We start from the raw sequence: 18,547 nt of genomic DNA on the forward strand, positions 1-18,547 counted from the left end.
TTCCTTGCGCCAGACACGTTACAGGCTGCCTGGGGTCAGTGAATTGCAGCTCTGCCAATTACATCCCGCTGCAGTTCCGAACCCTGTTGAAGATGGATTTCACGCCGGGGTTGCTCTTCTGTCAATAAAAAGATGTGACTTTTTTTGGGTGTTTTGCCCGAAAGCATGGGCAGCTTCTTTAAAAGCGCTAAGAATGCCTTAGAAGCGGTCATTTTGGGACGCCCATATGAACCACTCGAAACGGCATGGCGAGATCCTGCGGCTGCTCCAGGAAGAGGGAACCGTCACAATCGCCAGCCTGGCCGACCGGCTGGGCGTTTCGCTCGAGACCGTGCGCCGGGACGTCAAGCCGCTGACCGGCGACGGCTCGGTTCTGAAGATGCATGGCGCCATCGGCCTGCCGTCGATGGTCGGCGAAGCGCCGTTCGAACGGCGCATGCGTGAGCATGCCGATGCCAAGCGAAGCATTGCCCGCGCGGTCGCGGCCACCATCCGCGACGGCGAATCGATCATGCTCGACACCGGCACCACGACCTCGTTCCTGGCGCGCGAACTGCTCGGCCACCGGCGCCTGACGGTCGTCACCAACTCGTCCGACATCGCCCGCACCCTGGCCACCATCAACGGCAACAAGGTCTATATGGCCGGCGGCGAGCTGCGCAGCGATTCAGGCGCGGCGTTCGGGACGTCGGCCATCGAGTTCGTCAGCCGCTTCTCGGTCAGCCACGCCATCATCTCCACCGGCGCCGTGGATGCGCTGACCGGTGTCATGGACTTTGATCTGGACGAGGCGGAATTCGCCCGCATGGTGCTGTCGCGGGGCCAGCGCTCGCTGGTCGTCACTGACCACACGAAGTTCGGCCGCCAGGGCCTGGTCCAAGTCTGCGGCTTCGACGGCTTTTCCGAACTCGCCACCGACCGCGCGCCGCCGCACGACATTGCCGCGGCACTGGCGCAAGCCGGGGCGCGCCTCAGCGTGGCCGGCGGAATTTAGCCGAAGACCAGCGACTGGTGGGCGCACACGCCCGCGAAGGTGCCGCCCGACACGGCGAAGGCGATGTTGTGCATCGCACGTGCCGCGTCACCGGCGGCATAGACGCCGGGAACCGTCGTTTGCTGCCGGTCATCGACTGATATCATCGGGCCGAGCAGGCCGTCCTTGAGGCCGCAGCCGAGTTGTTCGGCCAGCGGGCTCGCCATCGTGTTGCATGGCGCGGTGAATATCGCCTTGACGCCAGCCTGCCGGCCATCGACGAGATGGACAACCAAGCCGCCGGAGCCATCATCGCTCAGTTCGTTGACCGTCGCGGGCTCGAACCTTACATTCCTGCTCTCAAGCGCATGCATCTCGTCGGCATCGGGCTTGATCAGTCCGTTGCCGAACAGCGTGACGTCGCCCCAATCGGAAATCAGTTGCGCCTGATGCATGGACATCGGGCCGGTCGCGAGCACGCCGAGCGGCCCGGTGGAAACCTCGTAGCCGTGGCAATAGGGGCAATGCAGCACGGTTCTGCCCCATTGCTCGGCAAGCCCGGGAACCTCCGGCAGGATGTCGCGCACGCCGGTTGCCAGCACCAGTCGTGCGGCGCCGAATGTCTCGCCGCCATCGGTGGTGATTTCGAAATCGCTGCTGCTGTTGGCAAAGGCTTTGTCCGCACGTGCGGTCACAAGCCTGGCCGTCGGGTAGGCAAGCAATTGCCGCCTTGCATCGTCCAGGATCGCTCCAGGCGTGCGCCCGTCCTGGCCGAGAAAGCCGTGCGAATGCGCGGCAAAGCGGTTGCGCGGCTGGCCGGCGTCGATCACCAGCACGGTGCGCCGCGCCCGCGCCGCCTGCATGGCGGCGGACAGGCCGGCGAAGCTGCCGCCGATAACGGCAAGATCATACTGCATGGCTGGAAACTCCAACGAGGTCGAAACGACGGTGAAAATCGGCTGTCAGGTCGGCCAGCGTGATGCGGCTGAGCTTCTCCGCCAGCAGCTTCTCGGCCGCGATGCGAAAATCGTCGAGCACGGCGATCACCGCTTGCTCGACGAGACAGCCCGGGCTTTCCGGCTCGGTGCTGAACGGCAGCAGCGTCTCGCCCAGGGCAAGGCTGATCTCGGCCAGTGAAATGTTCTCGGGCGCGCGCCCGAGCAGCCAGCCGCCGCCATGTCCGCGTGACGAGGTGACGATGCCGGCGTCGCGCAAGCCTGCGATGGTCCGGCGCACCACCACCGGATTGGTATGGATGAAGGTGGCAAGCTGCTCGGAGGTCAGAGCCTGCTCGGGCTTCTCGGCCATGTGAACGAGGATGTGCAGAGTGGAGGACAGTCGGCTATTGCGCTTCATGTAACTTAGTTAGTTACGATTTATCGCAATGTCAAACGCACCAGCGGCCTTGCGAGGTTGGCGGCAAGGCTAAACGGGTAAAGCGCGAAAACTCATCCTGAAGCAGGCGCCGCTGGGCTTGCCATCGAGGATATCGATGCGGCCGCCATGGAGATACATGATTTCCTGCACGAGATTGAGGCCGAGGCCGGCGCCATGATCCTGCGGGCGCAGCCGATAGAAGGGCTCGAAGATGCGCTCCCGCTCGCCCGGCGGGACGCCGTCGCCTTCGTCCCGGACCTCGATGATGGCGGGCGTTGCGACGCCGACGGTGATCTTGCCAGCGCGGCCGCCATGCTCGATGGCGTTCTGGACGATGTTGGTCACCGCGCGCTCGATGGCGGTGCGGTCTCCGGTGGCGAAAATCGTGTCCCGTTCCGGCTCGAACGACATTTCGTAACCGGCAGAAAACGCCATCGGCGCGAGGTCGACGATAACGCCGCGCGCGGTCGCCACGAGATCGACCGCTTCGAACGGCGACGTCTGCCGGTCGAGGCGCTGCAGGTCGAGCAACTGGTCGGTCAGCGTCGAAAGCCTGGCCGCGTCCTGCAGCAGCCGTGCCCGCTCCGGTGTCGCCGGCAGCGAGGCGAGGCGCGTATTGAGGATGGCGACCGGTGTCCTGAGTTCATGGGCGGCGTCGGTGAGGAAGCGCTTGTGGCGCTCATAGCCCTTGTCCAGGCGCGCAAGGGCGGCATTCACGGCCTTGACCAGCGGCGTCACTTCCGCCGGCACGTCCTTGAGCGGCAACTGCACGCCGCGCTGGTCGATGTCGATGCGCTCAGCCTCGGCCGCCGCATGGCCAAGGCCCGACAGAGCGCCACGCACCACCCATGGCGTCGCGAACAGCGTGGCCAGCGCCATCAGCCCGGCGAGCGGCAATATGCCCTGCAGGAAGAATTGCGGCGCCTGGCCGAGCAGACGCAGCAGCGAAAGCCCGCCCTTGGTGCCGCTGAAAATCTGGACGTTGCCGGCCATCGTGTCGGTCCAGCGGATCTTTCCCTCCGGCGGCGCGGCTTGTCCGATTGCATGGCCGATACGGGCGTCGCTGATCGTGTCCAGCAGTCCGCTGAAAGGCTGGAAGATGGGCGGCACGGTCCCCTCCTGCAGCTTTTGCCCCTGCTTGTCTCGAATGATGAACCAGAGGTCGGGAACACCCGACCGCAGCTTCGTCAGGTCCGAGGTCTCGCGCAGAACCAACTTGCCGCCGGCATCGCGTGTCACCGCATCCGCCAGCACGTCCATCGTGCCGTCCTCGTAATCGTGCGGGATAAGGCCGGTGGCCAGCATGGCGCCGAGAATGCCGACGATGATCAGGGTCAGCATGGCGCATTGCAGCAAGGCGATGCGCAGCACCAAGCTCCATTTCAGCGAATGCGGGCGCTTGAGGCTCATCGCTTGGCGCTCATGTCGTCTCGCGCAGGAGATAGCCGACGCCGCGAATGCCGTTGATCGTCACCCCGGCATCGGCATCGGCGAGCTTGCGGCGCAGGCGCGAGACGTGCGTGTCGAGCGCGTTGGACTGGATCTCGTCGTCGAGACCGAACACCGCCTCCATCAGCGCCTCGCGCTGCACCATGCGGCCGGTGCGGCGCATCAGAGCCTCCAGCACAAGGAGTTCGCGGCGCGGCAGGCTGAGCGGTTCGGCACGGATCGACGCTTCGCGATGTCCGACGTCGAGCACCAGATCGCCGGCCCGGATGAACTGCGACTGCAGCGGCGCCGGGCGCCTGAGCAGCGCGCGCAACCGGGCAAGCAGTTCCTCGAACGCGAATGGCTTTGCCAGATAATCGTCCGCGCCCATGTCCAGCCCATCGACCTTGTCCGACGTGTCGCCTCTCGCCGTCAGCACCAGCACGGGAGTGGTGTTCCTGGCCGAACGCAGTCTCGGCACCAGCGACAGCCCGTCGCCATCCGGCAACTGGCGGTCGAGCAGGATGGCGTCATAGCTGTCGACGGCAACGAACCCCTCCGCCTCCAGCAATGTGCCGGCGTGATCGACCACCATGTCGTGGCGCTTCAGCGCGGCACGCAGGGCCGAGACCATCTCGGGTTCGTCTTCGACCAGCAAGATACGCATCGACAATCCCTCAGAACACCGCGTCGGGCGCTACCGCGCCAACATTGCGTAAACATGGCAAAGCCGAAGGACTGCGGTCGACAGGCACTTTCTTGGCCTCAGCGAGATTGCGCAATGTCTATGCAACCCAGTCGCGGCAAACAACGCCGGGTCGGCACGAATCGCTCGCGCCGACGTGAAGGCGTCAGGCCCGAATATGCAACAGGTCGGGCCTGACGCTCGAAACCAATGACGCTGAAACGAAACCACGTGGCCACACCAAACTGGTTGGCGTGATGTTGTCCGGGATTGAGGTTACCATGCCCGCAAATGATGCTCTGTCTTTTCTCATGGCGTGGACCGTCGCGCCGTTCAGGGTCGGCTCCGTCACGCCGTCCTGTTCCAGCCTGGCGGCATTGATGACCCGTGACATTGGACCCGAGACCGGACCCGTGCTGGAACTCGGCCCAGGAACCGGGCCGTTCACGAGGGCGCTGCTGTCGCGCGGGGTGAAGGAGGAAGATTTGACGCTGATCGAATCCGATCCGGATTTCGCCGCACTGCTCATGCGTCGTTTTCCTGCTGCCCGGATTTTCGAAATGGACGCCGTCGGTCTGCGCCATCTCTCGCTCTTCCACCGGCCTGCGATTGGCGCCGCCGTCAGCGGCTTGCCTTTCCGGCTGATTTCGCCGCGCAGGACATTTGCCATTCTCGAAGGTGTTTTCGCCAACCTTCGCCCCGGCGGAGCGCTCTACCAGTTCACGCTCGGACGGCGCTGCCCATTCGACCAGTCGCTGCTCGACAGGCTCGATCTCGGGGTTACGCGGGTTGGCCACACCTTTCGCAACTTCCCGCCGGCGACGGTCTATCGCATCGCCAGGCTCAAGACGTCAGGAACCTACGACTGGCGTTTCGCATGACGGGACCATTGTCGGCCATTCTCGGCTTCGGCCTGTTCGGCGTCTTCTGCCTCGCCTTTACCGAGAAGATTCTGCCGATCCCGCCCTCGCATGTGCTGCTGCTGTTCCTCGGCATGACGGCGGCGCCTGACGATGGGACGCTGGCAATTCTGCTTGGCGTGACCTCGCTGGCCTCAACGACAGGCTGTCTCGTCTGGTACACTGTCGGCCGCCGGATCGGAATCGATCGCGCCGACAGGCTGGTCGAGCGGTTCGGCAGATATGTCTTCTTGCGCCCCGAGACCTACCGCAAGCTTGGCCAGGCCTATCGCCGCAACCATGTCAGGGTTTCCCTGCTGGCGCAGTTCATTCCGACGGTGCGCAACTATTTGCCGATCGCGGCCGGCGCGCTCTGCCTGCCAGCCTTACCTTTCGTGGTCGCGACGGTAGCCGGAGCCACGCTCTGGAATGCCGGCTTTCTGCTTACAGGCTATGCGCTGCATGGCAGCGGCCAGAGCCCGCTCGCCGTCGGCTTTCGCATCATCGCTATTGTCGTGGCGCTGGAAACGGCGTTCATGCTTGCCTTGCGCTACGGCCCGGCATGCTGGCGGCGCATCCGACCGATGCCGGGCTGAGCCAGGGCCACGCATCCAGCCATGGGATAAGCGTCGCCATCGGCTTTTCTTCGCGGTTGCGGCGGTGTTTAGTCCGGCCATGGCCTTCACCATCCGGCAGTTGCAGTTCTTCATCGCCGTCGCCGAGCAAGGCACGGTATCGCGCGCGGCGCAAAACCTCTCCATCTCGCAATCGTCGGTCACCGAGGCGATCAAGGAACTTGAAAGCGATCTTGGCGTCGAACTGTTCGAGCGCCATCCGCGCGGCCTCAACATCACCCACAAGGGTCACCAGTTCCTGCGTCACGCGACAAAGATTCTCGCCGACGTGTCCGACGCCCGCCGCTCTTTTTCCGGCGAGCAGGCCGTGGCGGGCGGGCGGCTGCAACTCGGCGTCACCTCGCTGGTCGCCGGCTATGTGCTGTCGGATCTGCTCTCACGCTACCGCCGCGCCTATCCCGGCGTCGAGGTCTCGGCCATCGAGGACAATGGCGACTACCTCGAACATCTCCTGATCGGCGGCAAGCTGGACATTGCCGTCATGGTCACCTCCAATTTGCGCGACCGCACTGCACTGCAATCGGAAATCCTCGAAGTCTCGGCTTACCGGCTGTGGCTGCCGCTCGGCCATCCTCTGGCTGGCGCCGACATTATCGGCATCGGCGATATCGCCTCCGAACCGCTGATCATGCTGACCGTTGACGAGATCGAGGAAAACACCGGCAAGCTGCTGACGGCGATCGGCGCCAGGCCGCATGTCGCCTTCCGCACCCGTTCCGTGGAGGCCGTTCGCAGCCTCGTCGCCACCGGGGCCGGCGTGGCGCTGCTGCCTGACCTCGTCTATCGACCCTGGTCGCTGGAGGGCGACCGCATCGAATCGCGCGACATTTCCGGTTCCTTGCCGGTGGTGCAGGTTGGCATGGTCTGGCGGCGGGGATCTGGCTTGGCCGCCGCGGCGCGCGATTTTGTGGGTCTTGCCCAGTCGCAGCGGACGGTGCGCCGCTAGTGTGGTCTGCTCCCGGCGACGCCGTCAGTCTTGCGCTTGCGCTTTGTGGCGGGAACCGGCTCCGCTTTGAAAGGCCCGAGCGGAGCAACCTCGAAGCGGCCGGCGCCGGCAAGCCTGACGGCGCGGCGAAACGTCGGACACTCCATCGGCCGAGCGGCGGGGCATCGGGCGGCGTGACGCAAAGCCTCCCGGATCGCGGTCAGGCGCTGGATGGTGTGGTCCAGTTCGTTAGCCTTCGCATCCAGGCGCGCCCGATCCATTTTCGGCAGGCCGTCGGGCGTCAGCATCGCGGAAATCTCGTCCAGTGCGAATCCGCCGGCGCGTCCAAGCCCAATCAAGGCGAGCCGTTCCAGGACAGCCGGATCGAACAAGCGACGCAGGCCGCGACGGCCGGTCGAAGCAATTAGGCCCTTCTCCTCGTAGTAACGAAGTGTCGATGCGGGTACGCCGGTGCGGCGCGACACTTCGGCAATGTCCATATCTTTCATGCTTGACCTCAAGTCGGCTTGAACTCGTAAAGTGATGGCGACGATTGGTGAGAGCAACAGAAAAGTGAGGTCCGTTATGTCGCGATCCGCACAGCCAAACACACGGCAAGCCGCGCTCTGGAACGACGCCAGCGGAAAGGCCTGGGTCGAAATGCAGCCGATCCTTGACGAGATTCTGGCGCCGTTCGAGCGGCTGGTAGTCGATGCCGGCTATCCCGGGGAAGGGGGCAACGTCCTGGACATCGGCTGCGGCGCCGGCGCGACAACTCTGGCGGTGGCGCGCCGCGTCGGCAACAACGGACGTTGTGTTGGGCTGGACATTTCGCAGCCGCTTGTCGCTCTGGCGACAGAACGCACGCAGGCGGAAGAGGTGGCAAACGCAAGTTTTGAAGTGGGCGATGCCCAGACGTATGCGTTCGAATCAGGTCGCTTCGACGCTGTTGTCTCGCGCTTTGGTATCATGTTCTTCGATGATCCCGTGGCCGCGTTCTCCAACATAAGACAGGCAGCGAGGCGCGGTGGCAAACTCGCCTTTGTTGCCTGGCGCAGTCCGGCGGAGAACGATTTCATGACGACCGCCGGGCGAGCGGCTGCGCCTTTCCTGCCGACCGCACCCGCGCCAGACCCCGATGCGCCGGGGCAGTTTGCCTTTGCCGACGGCGCCAAGGTGAAGCGGATACTTGAGGCGAGCGGCTGGTCGTCAATCGACGTCAGACAGGCGAACTTACCATGTAAGATCGCCGAAGGGGATCTGATGATGTATGCCACCCGGCTAGGGCCGCTCGCCGCCGCGCTGCGCGAGGTCGACCAGGCGACGGCCGAAAAAATTATCACGGTGTTGCCTGCTGCCTTCGCCCCTTTCGTAAAGGATGGTCAGGCTCGTTTCAACGCCGCCTGCTGGCTGGTGACGGCGCTGGCCTGAGGGAGTATATCGGAAAAACCGATATCGGCCTTCTGATAAATGAATTTGCGAAACCGGGATTTTCAAAGCACCTTCCGTTGGAAGGACCAAAGCTGCCATCAGAGTGGCGTCAAGTCCAACGGACGAGCTGACAAGTTTTTCAGTCCGCGCGTGATCTGGCGACAACCGGAGCGGTTTCAGGATCACGTGCCAAAATGGGAGATCGATATGCATTCATTCCTGAAGTCGTGCACTGCCTTGACGGTCGCGCTGACCTTCTCCGGTCAGGCCATCGCCCAGGTGAAGGAACTCGGCAAGGGCGAAGGTCAGGTCAACATCGTCGCCTGGCCGGGCTACATCGAGCGCGGCGAGACCGACAAGGGCTATGACTGGGTGAGCGCCTTCGAGAAGGAGAGCGGTTGCAAGGTCAACGTCAAGACCGCCAACACCTCGGATGAAATGGTCTCGCTGATGAACGAGGGCGGCTTCGACCTCGTCACGGCTTCGGGCGATGCCTCGCTGCGGCTCGTCGCCGGCAAGCGCGTGCAGCCGATCAACACCGATCTCATCCCGAGTTGGAAGACGGTGGACGACCGGCTGAAGGACGCGCCCTGGTTCACCGTCGACAAGGTGCACTACGGCGTCCCCTATCAGTGGGGTCCCAACATCCTGATGTACAACACCGAGGTCTTCAAGGAAGCACCGAAGAGCTGGAACGTCGTCTTCGAGGAGATGAAGCTGCCGGATGGCAAGTCCAACAAAGGCCGCGTCCAGGCCTATGACGGACCGATCCATATAGCGGACGCCGCCAATTATTTGATGTTCCACAAGCCGGAACTGGGCATCAAGGATCCCTACGAATTGAACGAGGACCAGTACAAGGCGGCGCTCGAATTGCTGCGCGTCCAGCGCACGCTGGTTGGCCGCTACTGGCACGACGCCGCCATCCAGGTCGACGATTTCCAGAACGAAGGCGTCGTTGCATCAGGCTCGTGGCCGTACCAGGTCAACACGCTGGTCGCCGCCAAGAAGCCGGTCGCCTCGACCGTGCCCGAAGAAGGCGTCACCGGCTGGGCCGACACCACCATGATGGAAGCCGACGCCGCGCACCCGAACTGCGCTTATATGTGGCTCGAGCATTCGCTGGCGCCGAAGGTGCAGGGCGATGTCTCCGCCTGGTTCGGCTCGCTGCCGGTCGTGCCGGCCGCCTGCAAGGGCAACGAGCTGCTCGGCGAGGAAGGCTGCAAGACCAACGGCTACGACAATTTCGACAAGATCAAGTTCTGGAAGACGCCGGTTTCCAAATGCGCCACCCAGAACAACCAATGCGTGCCCTATTACCGCTGGGTCTCGGATTACATCGGCGTCATAGGCGGCCGGTGAGTTCGCTTCGCTAGAGAGGTAGGCGCTGCCCCTCACCCCTGCCTCTCCCCGTGAAGATCAGGGAGAGGCAGTTGCCAGCGTTGGTGCTTGTCCCTTCTCCTCGTCACTATACGGGGAGAAGGTGCCGGCAGGCGGATGAGGGGCGGCGCGATCGCCTGAAAATTTGATGAGCCTGAAAGATCAGGACACCCCATGATATCAGCCGTTTCCTTTCAAAAAGCCTCGCGCCATTTCGGCAGCGTTCGCGCTGTCGACGCTGTCGATCTCGACATCGCGCCGGGCGAATTCTTCGCCATGCTCGGGCCGTCCGGTTCGGGCAAGACCACGTGCCTGCGTCTCATCGCCGGCTTCGAGCAGCCGACGGCGGGTTCCATCTCGATCTTCGGCGAGCGGGCCGAGGGCGTGCCGCCCTACCGCCGCAACGTCAACACCGTGTTCCAGGACTACGCGCTGTTCCCGCATCTCAACGTGCTCGACAACGTCGCCTACGGGCTGATGGTCAAGCGTGTCGGCAAGGCCGAGCGGCACAAGGCGGCGGAAGAAGCGCTGTCGCTGGTGCGGCTGCCCGGCTATGGCGCGCGCCGGCCCGGCCAGCTTTCCGGGGGTCAGCGCCAGCGTGTCGCGCTCGCCCGTGCCCTGGTCAACCAGCCCAAGGTGCTGCTGCTCGACGAGCCGCTCGGCGCGCTCGACCTCAAGCTGCGCGAAAACATGCAGGAAGAGCTGAAATCGCTGCAGAAGGCGCTCGGCATCACCTTCGTCTTCGTCACTCACGACCAGGGCGAGGCGCTGTCGATGGCCGATCGCGTCGCCGTCTTCAACGATGGCAGGATCATGCAGATCGGCACGCCCGAGGATATTTATCAGCGGCCGAGCACGCGTTTCGTCGCCGATTTCGTCGGCTCCTCCAACGTGCTGCCGCCGGATTTCGTCCAGCGTTATTCCGGCCAGCACCGCTGGGGCAGCCTGCGCCCTGAATCCATTCGTGTCGGCCGCGCGGCGAGCGGCGAAGGCGTCGCCGCGCGCCTCGTCTCGACCAACTATCTCGGCGCCACGACAAGGCTGGCGCTCGATGCCGACGGGTTGAAACTGCACGCCGTGGTGCCTGCGGGAACGCCCCTGCCGGCGGAAGGTGAGGCGGTCATGCTCACCTTCAACCGCGAGCATCTGCACCTGATGGACGAGCCGGTATGAGCCTCGACGCTACCATGCCGCGTGCCACGGCGCCCGCCATCCTGCCCGGCAGCGGCGGCATGCGCGGTGCGCTCTCCGACCTCTTCTGGCGTAAGCCAAAAATCCTGCTGCTGCTCATGCTCGCGCCGCCGGTGCTGTGGCTCGGCATCGTCTATATTGGCTCGCTGTTCGCGCTTTTGGCGCAGAGCTTTTTCTCCATCGACGAGTTCTCCGGCCTCATCAACCGCCAGTTCACGCTGAAGACCTATGGCGACCTGCTCCAGGCGGCCAATCTCGACATCATCTTGCGCACGGTGACGATGGCCGCATTGGTCACGCTTGCCTCCGCCATCGTCGCTTTCCCGATCGCCTACTATGCGGCGCGCTATGCGCGCGGCCGCTGGAAGGCGCTGTTCTATCTCGGCGTCATGCTGCCGCTGTGGTCGAGCTACCTGGTCAAGATCTATGCCTGGAAGCTGATCCTGGCCAAGGAAGGTATTTTAACCTGGCTGCTCGCCAAGCTGCATTTGTTGTGGCTGCTCGACGCCTGGCTGTCACTGCCGGTCGTCGGCGGCAATTCGCTGTCGGTGTCGTTCACCGGCACTTTCATCGTGTTCGTCTATGTCTGGCTGCCGTTCATGATCCTCCCCGTTCAGGCAGCCCTCGAGCGGGTGCCTGGCAATCTGGTCGAGGCCTCGTCCGATCTCGGTGCTTCGCCGGGGCAGACATTCCGCAACGTCTTGTTCCCGCTGGCGCTGCCCGGCATCGTCGCCGGTTCGATCTTCACCTTCTCGCTGACATTGGGCGACTACATCATCCCGCAGATCATCGGCACCTCGCGCCTCTTCATCGGCCAGGCCGTCTACTCGCAGCAAGGCACCGCCGGCAACATACCGCTCGCCGCCGCCTTCACCGTGGTGCCCATCGTCATCATGGGCTTCTATCTCTGGGGCGCCAAGCGAATGGGGGCTTTCGATGCGCTCTGACCGTGGTCAATCCCCTCCCCTCGGCCTGAAGATCGCCGCCGCCTGCGGGTTGCTGTTCCTGCATCTGCCGATCCTGCTGATCTTCGTCTATGCTTTCACGACGGAAGAGAAGAGCTTCGTCTGGCCACCGCCGGGGCTGACCACGCAATGGTTCGCCGTCACCTGGAACCGGCCCGATGTCTGGGAAGCGCTGTCGCTGTCGGTGCGCGTCGCCGCCATTTCGACCGCGATCGCGCTGCTGCTCGGCACGCTCTGCGCCGCAGCTGTGTCACGGACGAAATTCTTCGGCCGCGAGACCATCTCGCTGCTGGTCATCCTGCCCATCGCGCTGCCCGGGATCATCACCGGCATCGCGCTGCGCTCGGCCTTTTCGCTGGCCGAAATCCCGTTCTCGTTCTGGACGATCGTGCTCGGCCACGCCACTTTCTGCGTGGTCGTCGTCTACAACAACGCGGTCGCTCGTTTCCGCCGCACCTCCGGTTCGATGATCGAGGCCTCGATGGATCTCGGCGCCGATGGCTTCCAGACCTTTCGCCATGTCCTGCTGCCCAACATCGCCACCGCACTGCTCGCAGGCGGCATGCTGGCCTTCGCCCTCTCGTTCGATGAGGTCATCGTCACCACCTTCACCGCCGGCCAGCAGCAGACCGTGCCGATCTGGATGCTGGAGGAACTGATCCGCCCGCGCCAGCGCCCGGTCACCAATGTCGTGGCCATGGTGGTTGTGCTGGTGACGCTGCTGCCGATCCTGGTTGCCTATTACTTGACCCGCGACGGCGACCAGATCGCCGGTTCGGGCAAATGAAAGTAGTGAGTAGTGACTACTCACTACTCACTAGTCACTAATTACCCCATTCGTTTCTGCCCCAAGGAGACACCATGGACACCCAGATGCTGATCGGCTCGAAATTCGAGAAGGGCACCGAGACCGAGGAGCCGATCCTCAACCCGAAGACCGGGGCGACCATCCTCAATCTGCCCGAGGCCAGCCAGGCACAGATCGAGGCGGCGGTGAGCGCCGCCGAAAAGGCGTTCGCCTTGTGGTCGCGCACCACGCCGGCACAGCGCTCCGGCTACCTCCTGAAGATCGCCGACCGCATCGAGACCGAGGCGCAGGAGTTCGCGACGCTGGAGGCGTTGAATTGCGGCAAGCCGATCAATGCGGTGCTCAATGACGAAATCCCGGCCATCGTCGACTGCTACCGCTTCTTCGCCGGGGCGGTGCGCTCTATGCCAGGTGTGGTCGCGGGCGAATACCTGCCCGGCCACACTTCGATGGTCCGGCGCGACCCGATCGGCATCGTCGCCTCGATCGCGCCATGGAACTATCCGCTGATGATGATGGCCTGGAAACTGGCGCCGGCTATCGCTGGCGGCAACACGGTGGTTTTCAAGCCGTCGGAGCAGACGCCGTTGACGGCGCTGAAGCTGGCGACGATCCTGGCCGATGTCCTGCCCGAGGGCGTCGTCAATGTCGTGCTTGGCCGGGGCGACAGCGTCGGCAACACACTGATCAATCACCCCAAGGTCAACATGATCTCGATCACCGGCGACGTCGCCACCGGCAAGAAGGTGCTGCAGGCCGCCGCCAAATCGGTCAAGCGCACGCATCTGGAACTCGGCGGCAAAGCGCCGGTCATCGTTTTCGACGACGCCGACCTTGGCGCCGTCGTCAAAGGCCTGCGCGCCTTCGGCTACTACAATGCCGGCCAGGACTGCACCGCCGCCTGCCGCATCTATGCCGGCAAGAAGATCTACGACAAGGTTGTCGCCGATCTCTCCACCGCCGTCTCGACCATCAAATACAATCTATCAGACGACGCCGAGAACGAAATCGGGCCGCTGATCTCGCGGCGCCAGCGCGACCGCGTCTCGAGCTTCGTGGAACGTGCTTCGGAGCTGAAGCACATCGAGATCACCACCGGCGGCAAGCCGGGCGAGGGCACCGGCTTCTACTACCAGCCGACCGTCGTCGCCGGCGCGCTGCAGGAGGATGAGATCGTGCGCCGCGAAGTGTTCGGCCCCGTCGTTTCAATAACCCGCTTCACGGAAGTGGACGAGGCGGTGACCTGGGCCAACGACAGCGATTACGGCCTGGCGTCATCCGTGTGGACCAAGGATGTTTCGCGCGCCATGGCGACCGCCGCGCGGCTGCAATATGGCTGCACCTGGATCAACACCCATTTCATGCTGACCAACGAGATGCCGCATGGCGGCCTGAAACAATCCGGCTACGGCAAGGACATGTCCCTCTATGCGCTGGAGGATTATACCGCCGTGCGCCATGTGATGGTTGCGCATGGGTGAGGAGCGGTCGCCGCTGGCGATCAATCGACAACGATTTGTCGATCGAAGCGACGAACGCCCGGAGCCATAGCGAAGGGCCGGGCGCCGGACCAGGGGCAGCGCAAGCTTCTGCGATGCCGGCGCTGCCCCTCAGTTGCCTGCGGCATCTCCTCCCGTGAACGGGAGAAGAACTCCATCCGCTACTCCACGATGCGATAGATGTTCCACAGGCTGGTGCCCGACACGACATAGGGCTCCATCTCCTTGCCCCATTTGGCGTGCGCGTCGATCTTGCCGATCTTGGCGAACATCGCCTCCAACTGGGCCAGGCTTTCGACCTGGTGATGCGACTCGACCGTCGCTTCACGGGCGCCGATCGATCCGGTCATGATCTGGAATTTGAGCTCGGTGAGGCCGACCTGCGAGCCGATCTCGCGTTCCCATTTCCGCATCAGCTCGAGCACCGTCTGCTTGTGCCCGAACTTGGCGTCGATCTGCCATCTGGCGCTGAACATGTTGGTTCTCCTCCATCACTTGCGGCTCAGGCCGCGGGTTGATCTACTCGTCCCAGGCCTGCACGACGGTTTGGCGCGCGATCAGGCCGTTCTTCAGCTCCAGCATCGCCGCGCAAAACACCTTGGTGCCGTCCGGGTAGGCGCATGCCTGGGTGAATGCCAGGCTGTCGCCGTGGGCGATGGTGGTGTCGACCTTGTGGGTCATCGCCCGGCTGCAGATGTCGTCCCAGAACGTCGTGATCGCCGCGCGCCCGCGGATTTCGCGCGGCTTGCTCGGCGGGTTGTTGCGGTCGATCACCCGCACCAGCGCATCATCGGCATAGAAGCTCGACAGCATCTTGCCGTCACGGCCTTCGATCGCTTTCTTGATCGCCGCGCCATCCACGGCTTGGGTCTTGGTCAGCATTTTATCCTCCCTATGCCCGTCTTCACGATCGGGCGTTTGACGTTTGAGGTGTCGCCCGGCGCTCGCCGACGGGCGGTGTCTTTCACTGTGACTTGGCCTTAACTGCCGCAAACACGCCGTCGGTCTGCTTCTTGAAGGTGGCCAGATCGACCTGGCTGCCGTTGAGGATCGTCGACCAGTGGCGCACGATCGCGGCCATCGCGATCGTCTCCTTGATCTCTTCGTCCGATGCGCCGTTGAGCTTGGCGGCCTCGGTGTGGAAATAGATGCAATACTGGCACGGGATCTGCGACGCGACCGCCAGCCCCATCAGCTCCTTGGTCTTGCCGTCGAGCGCGGTCTTGGGATTGAGCTGGACCCCCTTGATCTCGGCCCAGGCGCCGGCGATGGCGACGTCAGGCAGTGTCTTGAACATATCCGGCACCGAGCCGAGCGTCGCCTCGATGTCCTTGTAGGCTGCCGCCGCCGACGCATCCTCGGCTTTCGCCGGAGTGATCGTGAACAGCGCGCCAATGCCCGCCGCGATCACGAGTGACCTGACATTCAGTTTTGACTTGGGCATTTCATCCTCCGTCCGCAGCGCCTTTCCGGCGATATCCGCCTTGGCCTGCATGGGGGAATTGATAGCGCCTATGGCAGTGTGCCTGCTTCGCCCGAAAGCGCCATGGCTCTCATGGCCCGTCCGGGCCAGTCTGCCTGGCGGAAAATGCCGCCGCGGCCGCTCGCGACGGCAGGTCGAGCTTCAGCAGTATGTTGGCGACGTGGCGCTTGACCGTGTGCTCGCTCAGCCTGAGTTCGGCGGCGATTGCCGCATTGCTCTTGCCGTCGGCGATCAAATTCACGACTTCGCTCTCGCGCGCGGTCAGGCAAGCCGGTTCGGCCGCTTTGGTCTTGGGCCGGCAGGCCGGCTCCAGGTGCTGTTCGGACATCGCAAGCACAAACGCCAGCGGCTCGTCCAGCTCGTCGATGCCCACACGCCCGCGATCGACGAAATGAAGACCCGAGCCGACGGCCAGATCGGCGACCAGCCTCGACGCCAATATCTCGCCGCGCCCGGCGTGAGCGGCGAGTTGTATCGTCACGCGGCCCGTCAATCCTGCAGGAGGGCCGCGCGACTCGATCTCGCCGACATGCGCCCCTTGCGCGCTTGCCACCCCGATTTGCTGCGCCGCGTCCCGCAACGCCGCCGCGCAACGCAAGGCACGCCCAGGGCCGTCGAAGCGCGAAATCATCATCTCGGAGTGCATGTCCGCGCAGCGCCCGCCATGGCGCGTCACAAGGGTCCGCCATGTCTCATGGAAATGCTGGCTGCGTTCGCTCCACATCCGGTCTCCGAGGCGGGCCGTGTCGTAGATCCGAGTCACGAGAAGCGCAGCCAGAACGCGTTCGGCTTCCACCACGGCGCGCTCGCCGGTCAGGAACTCCTCGATCAGGTCGGCGACCCGGTCGACATCACCGGTCCAGATCGGGTGGTCGCGTCCAGGGATTTCGACCAGCCGCGCGTTGGGGATTTTCCTGGCCAGAAAGCGGCTGGCGTCGGGGTCGACCCGCACATCGTTGCGGCGATGGATCAGCAGCGTCGGCGCGCCGATTGCCGCCAGGATGCCGCGCACATCGATCCCCGCGTTCATCCGCGCCAGCGTCGCCGCCGCGGTAGGGCTTGCCGACAGCCGCTCGAAGCGCGCCCACCAGGTTGAAAAGCGGGTATCGTCGACCCTGCCCGGTGCGAAATTGGGCAAGGTGGCGCCTGTGCCCCAGGCCGTCTCGGCCGTCGCGATGAAGGCCTCCAGACGCTCCGGCGGCATCACCCATTTGTGGAAATGCGCGTAGCCGCCATAGAGCGCCAGTGCCCGCGTCCGCTCTGGATAGGTGGCGGCGAACAGCATCGCCAGCGGCGCGCCTTCCGAAGCCCCAAGGATCGACGCGCGGCCGCTGCCGACCGCATCCATCACCGCGCGCACATCATCCATGCGGGTCTCGAGACTGGGCAGGTGATGGACATCGACGCGGTCGGAAAGACCCGTGCCGCGCTTGTCGAACAGGATCAGCCGTGAGAAGGCCGAAAGCCGCCTCAGGAGCCTGGTATAGCCCTCGTCTTCCCAGTGCAGGTCGAGGTTGGAGATGAAGCCGGGGACGAAGACGAGGTCGAACGACCCCTGGCCGACCACCTGATAGGCGATCCGCACCTCGCCGCTAAGGGCGTATCGGGTCTCGATCGGCCTCACGAGGGTGTCCGCCCGGCCTGACGATTTCTGATCGCCAACCATAGCAGAGTCGCGCCGGTTGCGGCAGCTTATATTTTAGCGGAAATGAATGTAGCCGGCGGCCGACGCGGTTACTTTTGCGACGCGGCGACGTCGCCAGGCGAGGCCGCGAGGCCGAGCTTGAGATCGGCCTCCGCCGGCGTGATCGGCCGTTTGATCCTGGCCGAAGCGACCACGACCAGTTCGTCGAAGCCTTCACCGCCGCTGTCCAGCATCTCGAAGAACTGGCGCCGCATTCTCGGCTCCCAGAACTTGTTGATATGCTCGGCGACGCCGGCAACGCCTTCCTCGCGTGGCCTGGAGTGGAAAAAGGCGGCGATCTGGTTGGCCATGCGCACCAGCTTTTCCCCCGTGCTCATGATGTGCTCTTCGTCATGCGACATGCTGGGCAACTCCCGAAATCACCCGGTCGGGGTGGGTAAAAACATCGAAATCGTCGCCACGCACCAGCGCCACCAGCGTCATGCCGGCCTCTTCCGCGGTGCGGATGGCAAGGGCCGTCGGCGCCGAGACGGCGATGATGAAGGCTGAACCGATCGCCGCCGTCTTCTGCACCATCTCGACCGAAACACGGCTGGTCACCACGACGGCGCCCGATGCGCCATCGATATTGGCCTTGGCCAGCGCGCCGGCCAGCTTGTCCAGCGCATTGTGGCGGCCGACATCCTCGCGCGCCATGACGACGCCCTTGCCATGGACGTAGAAGCCGGCTGCATGCACGGCGCCTGTCTCGGTATGCAGCGGCTGCACCTTCGACAGCAGCTTGACCGAGCGGGTGATATCGTCGGCCTCAAGCGTAAGTTTCGACGCACCCACCGGATCGACCGAGCGCATCGCTTCCTCGATCGATTCGATGCCGCACAGCCCGCAGCCCACCGGTCCGGCAAGCCGCCGCCGCCGCGCCTCGAAGCGCGTATTGGCCTGGTCCTTCAGCCGGATCTGGATGTCGATGCCGGCGCCATGATCCTCGACCTCGATGGCTTCGATCTCATCAGGCGCAGCGATGATGCCTTCGGTGAGCGAGAAGCCGAGCGCGAAGTCCTCGAAATCGGCGGGGCTCGCCATCATCACCGCATGCGTGGTGCCGGCGAAGGAGAACGCCACCGGCGTCTCTTCCGGCACCATGCGGTTGGCCGCAGCCGTGCCGCTGGCGCGGTGCGCCAGTCGCGATATCTGCGTCGTCGCTTTGCGGCGCGCGGCCAAGA

22 protein-coding genes are annotated in these 18,547 nt (G+C 64.2%); 10 read left to right on the plus strand and 12 right to left on the minus strand.

What is annotated here, in order from left to right:
- Positions 1–35 precede the first annotated feature (35 nt).
- Positions 36–212, minus strand: a complete 177-nt coding sequence (locus LB524_RS05705; RefSeq protein WP_224524320.1) for a hypothetical protein — start codon at positions 210–212, stop codon at positions 36–38.
- Between the two features lie 14 nt (positions 213–226).
- Between LB524_RS05705 and LB524_RS05710 the strand changes: the two genes are divergently transcribed.
- Positions 227–994 carry a DeoR/GlpR family DNA-binding transcription regulator gene (locus tag LB524_RS05710; protein ID WP_140614877.1) on the plus strand — a complete coding sequence of 256 codons (768 nt, stop codon included), beginning with the start codon at positions 227–229 and terminating at the stop codon, positions 992–994.
- Here the strand turns inward: LB524_RS05710 and LB524_RS05715 are convergent.
- The 4 genes from LB524_RS05715 to LB524_RS05730 form a co-directional block, all read right to left on the minus strand.
- Positions 991–1,890, minus strand: coding sequence for an NAD(P)/FAD-dependent oxidoreductase (locus LB524_RS05715; protein WP_224524322.1), 900 nt, complete (start codon positions 1,888–1,890; stop codon positions 991–993). The two genes, LB524_RS05710 and LB524_RS05715, sit on opposite strands and share 4 nt — an antisense overlap.
- Positions 1,880–2,329 (minus strand): RrF2 family transcriptional regulator, encoded by a 450-nt coding sequence (locus LB524_RS05720; RefSeq protein WP_140660563.1) that lies wholly within the window; start codon positions 2,327–2,329, stop codon positions 1,880–1,882. The genes LB524_RS05715 and LB524_RS05720 overlap by 11 nt, the downstream gene beginning before the upstream one ends.
- Positions 2,330–2,398: 69 nt before the next feature.
- Entirely contained in the window at positions 2,399–3,760 is a 1,362-nt protein-coding gene (locus LB524_RS05725; protein WP_224524334.1) for a sensor histidine kinase, read from the minus strand.
- A gap of 10 nt (positions 3,761–3,770) precedes the next feature.
- A complete protein-coding gene (locus LB524_RS05730; RefSeq protein ID WP_224524336.1) occupies positions 3,771–4,445 on the minus strand; it encodes a response regulator transcription factor in 675 nt (224 codons plus the stop codon).
- A 299-nt stretch (positions 4,446–4,744) separates the two neighbouring features.
- Between LB524_RS05730 and LB524_RS05735 the strand changes: the two genes are divergently transcribed.
- From LB524_RS05735 to LB524_RS05745, 3 genes are all read left to right on the plus strand, one after another.
- Positions 4,745–5,344 (plus strand): class I SAM-dependent methyltransferase, encoded by a 600-nt coding sequence (locus tag LB524_RS05735; RefSeq protein WP_224524339.1) that lies wholly within the window; start codon positions 4,745–4,747, stop codon positions 5,342–5,344.
- The gene (locus LB524_RS05740) at positions 5,341–5,958 is read left to right on the plus strand and encodes a DedA family protein (protein WP_224524341.1); all 618 of its coding nucleotides are present in this window, start codon (positions 5,341–5,343) and stop codon (positions 5,956–5,958) included. The genes LB524_RS05735 and LB524_RS05740 overlap by 4 nt, the downstream gene beginning before the upstream one ends.
- Before the next feature lie 79 nt (positions 5,959–6,037).
- Positions 6,038–6,943 (plus strand): LysR substrate-binding domain-containing protein, encoded by a 906-nt coding sequence (locus LB524_RS05745; protein WP_015314134.1) that lies wholly within the window; start codon positions 6,038–6,040, stop codon positions 6,941–6,943.
- Here the strand turns inward: LB524_RS05745 and LB524_RS05750 are convergent.
- A complete protein-coding gene (locus LB524_RS05750) occupies positions 6,940–7,431 on the minus strand; it encodes a helix-turn-helix domain-containing protein (RefSeq protein WP_224524626.1) in 492 nt (163 codons plus the stop codon). The genes LB524_RS05745 and LB524_RS05750 overlap by 4 nt on opposite strands.
- Positions 7,432–7,507: 76 nt before the next feature.
- Between LB524_RS05750 and LB524_RS05755 the strand changes: the two genes are divergently transcribed.
- The 6 genes from LB524_RS05755 (at position 7,508) to LB524_RS05780 (ending at position 14,178) form a co-directional block, all read left to right on the plus strand.
- On the plus strand, positions 7,508–8,353 hold the full coding sequence (locus tag LB524_RS05755; RefSeq protein ID WP_224524343.1) for a class I SAM-dependent methyltransferase: 846 nt from the start codon (positions 7,508–7,510) through the stop codon (positions 8,351–8,353).
- Between the two features lie 207 nt (positions 8,354–8,560).
- Complete coding sequence (locus LB524_RS05760) at positions 8,561–9,715, plus strand: ABC transporter substrate-binding protein (RefSeq protein WP_224524345.1); 1,155 nt, start codon at positions 8,561–8,563, stop codon at positions 9,713–9,715.
- Between the two features lie 192 nt (positions 9,716–9,907).
- Complete coding sequence (locus tag LB524_RS05765) at positions 9,908–10,906, plus strand: ABC transporter ATP-binding protein (protein ID WP_140821508.1); 999 nt, start codon at positions 9,908–9,910, stop codon at positions 10,904–10,906.
- A 14-nt stretch (positions 10,907–10,920) separates the two neighbouring features.
- Positions 10,921–11,871 (plus strand): ABC transporter permease, encoded by a 951-nt coding sequence (locus LB524_RS05770; protein ID WP_224524627.1) that lies wholly within the window; start codon positions 10,921–10,923, stop codon positions 11,869–11,871.
- The gene (locus tag LB524_RS05775) at positions 11,861–12,676 is read left to right on the plus strand and encodes an ABC transporter permease (protein ID WP_224524347.1); all 816 of its coding nucleotides are present in this window, start codon (positions 11,861–11,863) and stop codon (positions 12,674–12,676) included. The genes LB524_RS05770 and LB524_RS05775 overlap by 11 nt, the downstream gene beginning before the upstream one ends.
- Before the next feature lie 74 nt (positions 12,677–12,750).
- The gene (locus LB524_RS05780; protein ID WP_140723134.1) at positions 12,751–14,178 is read left to right on the plus strand and encodes a gamma-aminobutyraldehyde dehydrogenase; all 1,428 of its coding nucleotides are present in this window, start codon (positions 12,751–12,753) and stop codon (positions 14,176–14,178) included.
- Between the two features lie 179 nt (positions 14,179–14,357).
- Here the strand turns inward: LB524_RS05780 and LB524_RS05785 are convergent, their stop codons facing one another.
- From LB524_RS05785 to fdhD, 6 genes are all read right to left on the minus strand, one after another.
- Positions 14,358–14,672 carry a hypothetical protein gene (locus LB524_RS05785; protein WP_015314126.1) on the minus strand — a complete coding sequence of 105 codons (315 nt, stop codon included), beginning with the start codon at positions 14,670–14,672 and terminating at the stop codon, positions 14,358–14,360.
- A 43-nt stretch (positions 14,673–14,715) separates the two neighbouring features.
- Positions 14,716–15,078 (minus strand): nuclear transport factor 2 family protein, encoded by a 363-nt coding sequence (locus LB524_RS05790; RefSeq protein WP_015314125.1) that lies wholly within the window; start codon positions 15,076–15,078, stop codon positions 14,716–14,718.
- An 82-nt stretch (positions 15,079–15,160) separates the two neighbouring features.
- Positions 15,161–15,640: a carboxymuconolactone decarboxylase family protein gene (locus LB524_RS05795; protein WP_015314124.1), complete on the minus strand. Its 480-nt coding sequence runs from the start codon at positions 15,638–15,640 to the stop codon at positions 15,161–15,163.
- 109 nt (positions 15,641–15,749) lie between these two features.
- A complete protein-coding gene (locus LB524_RS05800) occupies positions 15,750–17,303 on the minus strand; it encodes an alpha/beta fold hydrolase (protein WP_140714173.1) in 1,554 nt (517 codons plus the stop codon).
- Between the two features lie 110 nt (positions 17,304–17,413).
- On the minus strand, positions 17,414–17,725 hold the full coding sequence (locus LB524_RS05805) for a formate dehydrogenase subunit delta (RefSeq protein ID WP_015314122.1): 312 nt from the start codon (positions 17,723–17,725) through the stop codon (positions 17,414–17,416).
- Positions 17,715–18,545, minus strand: coding sequence for a formate dehydrogenase accessory sulfurtransferase FdhD (gene fdhD / locus LB524_RS05810; protein WP_140723128.1), 831 nt, complete (start codon positions 18,543–18,545; stop codon positions 17,715–17,717). The genes LB524_RS05805 and fdhD overlap by 11 nt, the downstream gene beginning before the upstream one ends.
- Positions 18,546–18,547 lie beyond the last annotated feature (2 nt).

The sequence above is a fragment of the Mesorhizobium sp. ESP6-5 genome (genome assembly GCF_020164695.1).
GTDB lineage: Bacteria > Pseudomonadota > Alphaproteobacteria > Rhizobiales > Rhizobiaceae > Mesorhizobium > Mesorhizobium australicum.

Excerpts from the sequence above, each read along its gene's own strand:
- LB524_RS05785 (WP_015314126.1), bottom strand. The coding sequence starts at position 14,672 with ATGTTCAGCGCCAGATGGCAGATCGACGCCAAGTTCGGGCACAAGCAG.
- LB524_RS05780 (WP_140723134.1), top strand. The coding sequence starts at position 12,751 with ATGGACACCCAGATGCTGATCGGCTCGAAATTCGAGAAGGGCACCGAG.
- LB524_RS05705 (WP_224524320.1), bottom strand. The coding sequence starts at position 212 with ATGACCGCTTCTAAGGCATTCTTAGCGCTTTTAAAGAAGCTGCCCATG.
- LB524_RS05805 (WP_015314122.1), bottom strand. The coding sequence starts at position 17,725 with ATGTCGCATGACGAAGAGCACATCATGAGCACGGGGGAAAAGCTGGTG.
- LB524_RS05750 (WP_224524626.1), bottom strand. The coding sequence starts at position 7,431 with ATGAAAGATATGGACATTGCCGAAGTGTCGCGCCGCACCGGCGTACCC.
- LB524_RS05775 (WP_224524347.1), top strand. The coding sequence starts at position 11,861 with ATGCGCTCTGACCGTGGTCAATCCCCTCCCCTCGGCCTGAAGATCGCC.
- LB524_RS05740 (WP_224524341.1), top strand. The coding sequence starts at position 5,341 with ATGACGGGACCATTGTCGGCCATTCTCGGCTTCGGCCTGTTCGGCGTC.
- LB524_RS05715 (WP_224524322.1), bottom strand. The coding sequence starts at position 1,890 with ATGCAGTATGATCTTGCCGTTATCGGCGGCAGCTTCGCCGGCCTGTCC.
- LB524_RS05725 (WP_224524334.1), bottom strand. The coding sequence starts at position 3,760 with ATGAGCCTCAAGCGCCCGCATTCGCTGAAATGGAGCTTGGTGCTGCGC.
- LB524_RS05720 (WP_140660563.1), bottom strand. The coding sequence starts at position 2,329 with ATGAAGCGCAATAGCCGACTGTCCTCCACTCTGCACATCCTCGTTCAC.
- LB524_RS05755 (WP_224524343.1), top strand. The coding sequence starts at position 7,508 with ATGTCGCGATCCGCACAGCCAAACACACGGCAAGCCGCGCTCTGGAAC.
- LB524_RS05745 (WP_015314134.1), top strand. The coding sequence starts at position 6,038 with ATGGCCTTCACCATCCGGCAGTTGCAGTTCTTCATCGCCGTCGCCGAG.
- LB524_RS05790 (WP_015314125.1), bottom strand. The coding sequence starts at position 15,078 with ATGCTGACCAAGACCCAAGCCGTGGATGGCGCGGCGATCAAGAAAGCG.
- LB524_RS05765 (WP_140821508.1), top strand. The coding sequence starts at position 9,908 with ATGATATCAGCCGTTTCCTTTCAAAAAGCCTCGCGCCATTTCGGCAGC.
- LB524_RS05735 (WP_224524339.1), top strand. The coding sequence starts at position 4,745 with ATGCCCGCAAATGATGCTCTGTCTTTTCTCATGGCGTGGACCGTCGCG.
- LB524_RS05760 (WP_224524345.1), top strand. The coding sequence starts at position 8,561 with ATGCATTCATTCCTGAAGTCGTGCACTGCCTTGACGGTCGCGCTGACC.
- LB524_RS05730 (WP_224524336.1), bottom strand. The coding sequence starts at position 4,445 with ATGCGTATCTTGCTGGTCGAAGACGAACCCGAGATGGTCTCGGCCCTG.
- LB524_RS05770 (WP_224524627.1), top strand. The coding sequence starts at position 10,921 with ATGCCGCGTGCCACGGCGCCCGCCATCCTGCCCGGCAGCGGCGGCATG.
- LB524_RS05795 (WP_015314124.1), bottom strand. The coding sequence starts at position 15,640 with ATGCCCAAGTCAAAACTGAATGTCAGGTCACTCGTGATCGCGGCGGGC.
- LB524_RS05710 (WP_140614877.1), top strand. The coding sequence starts at position 227 with ATGAACCACTCGAAACGGCATGGCGAGATCCTGCGGCTGCTCCAGGAA.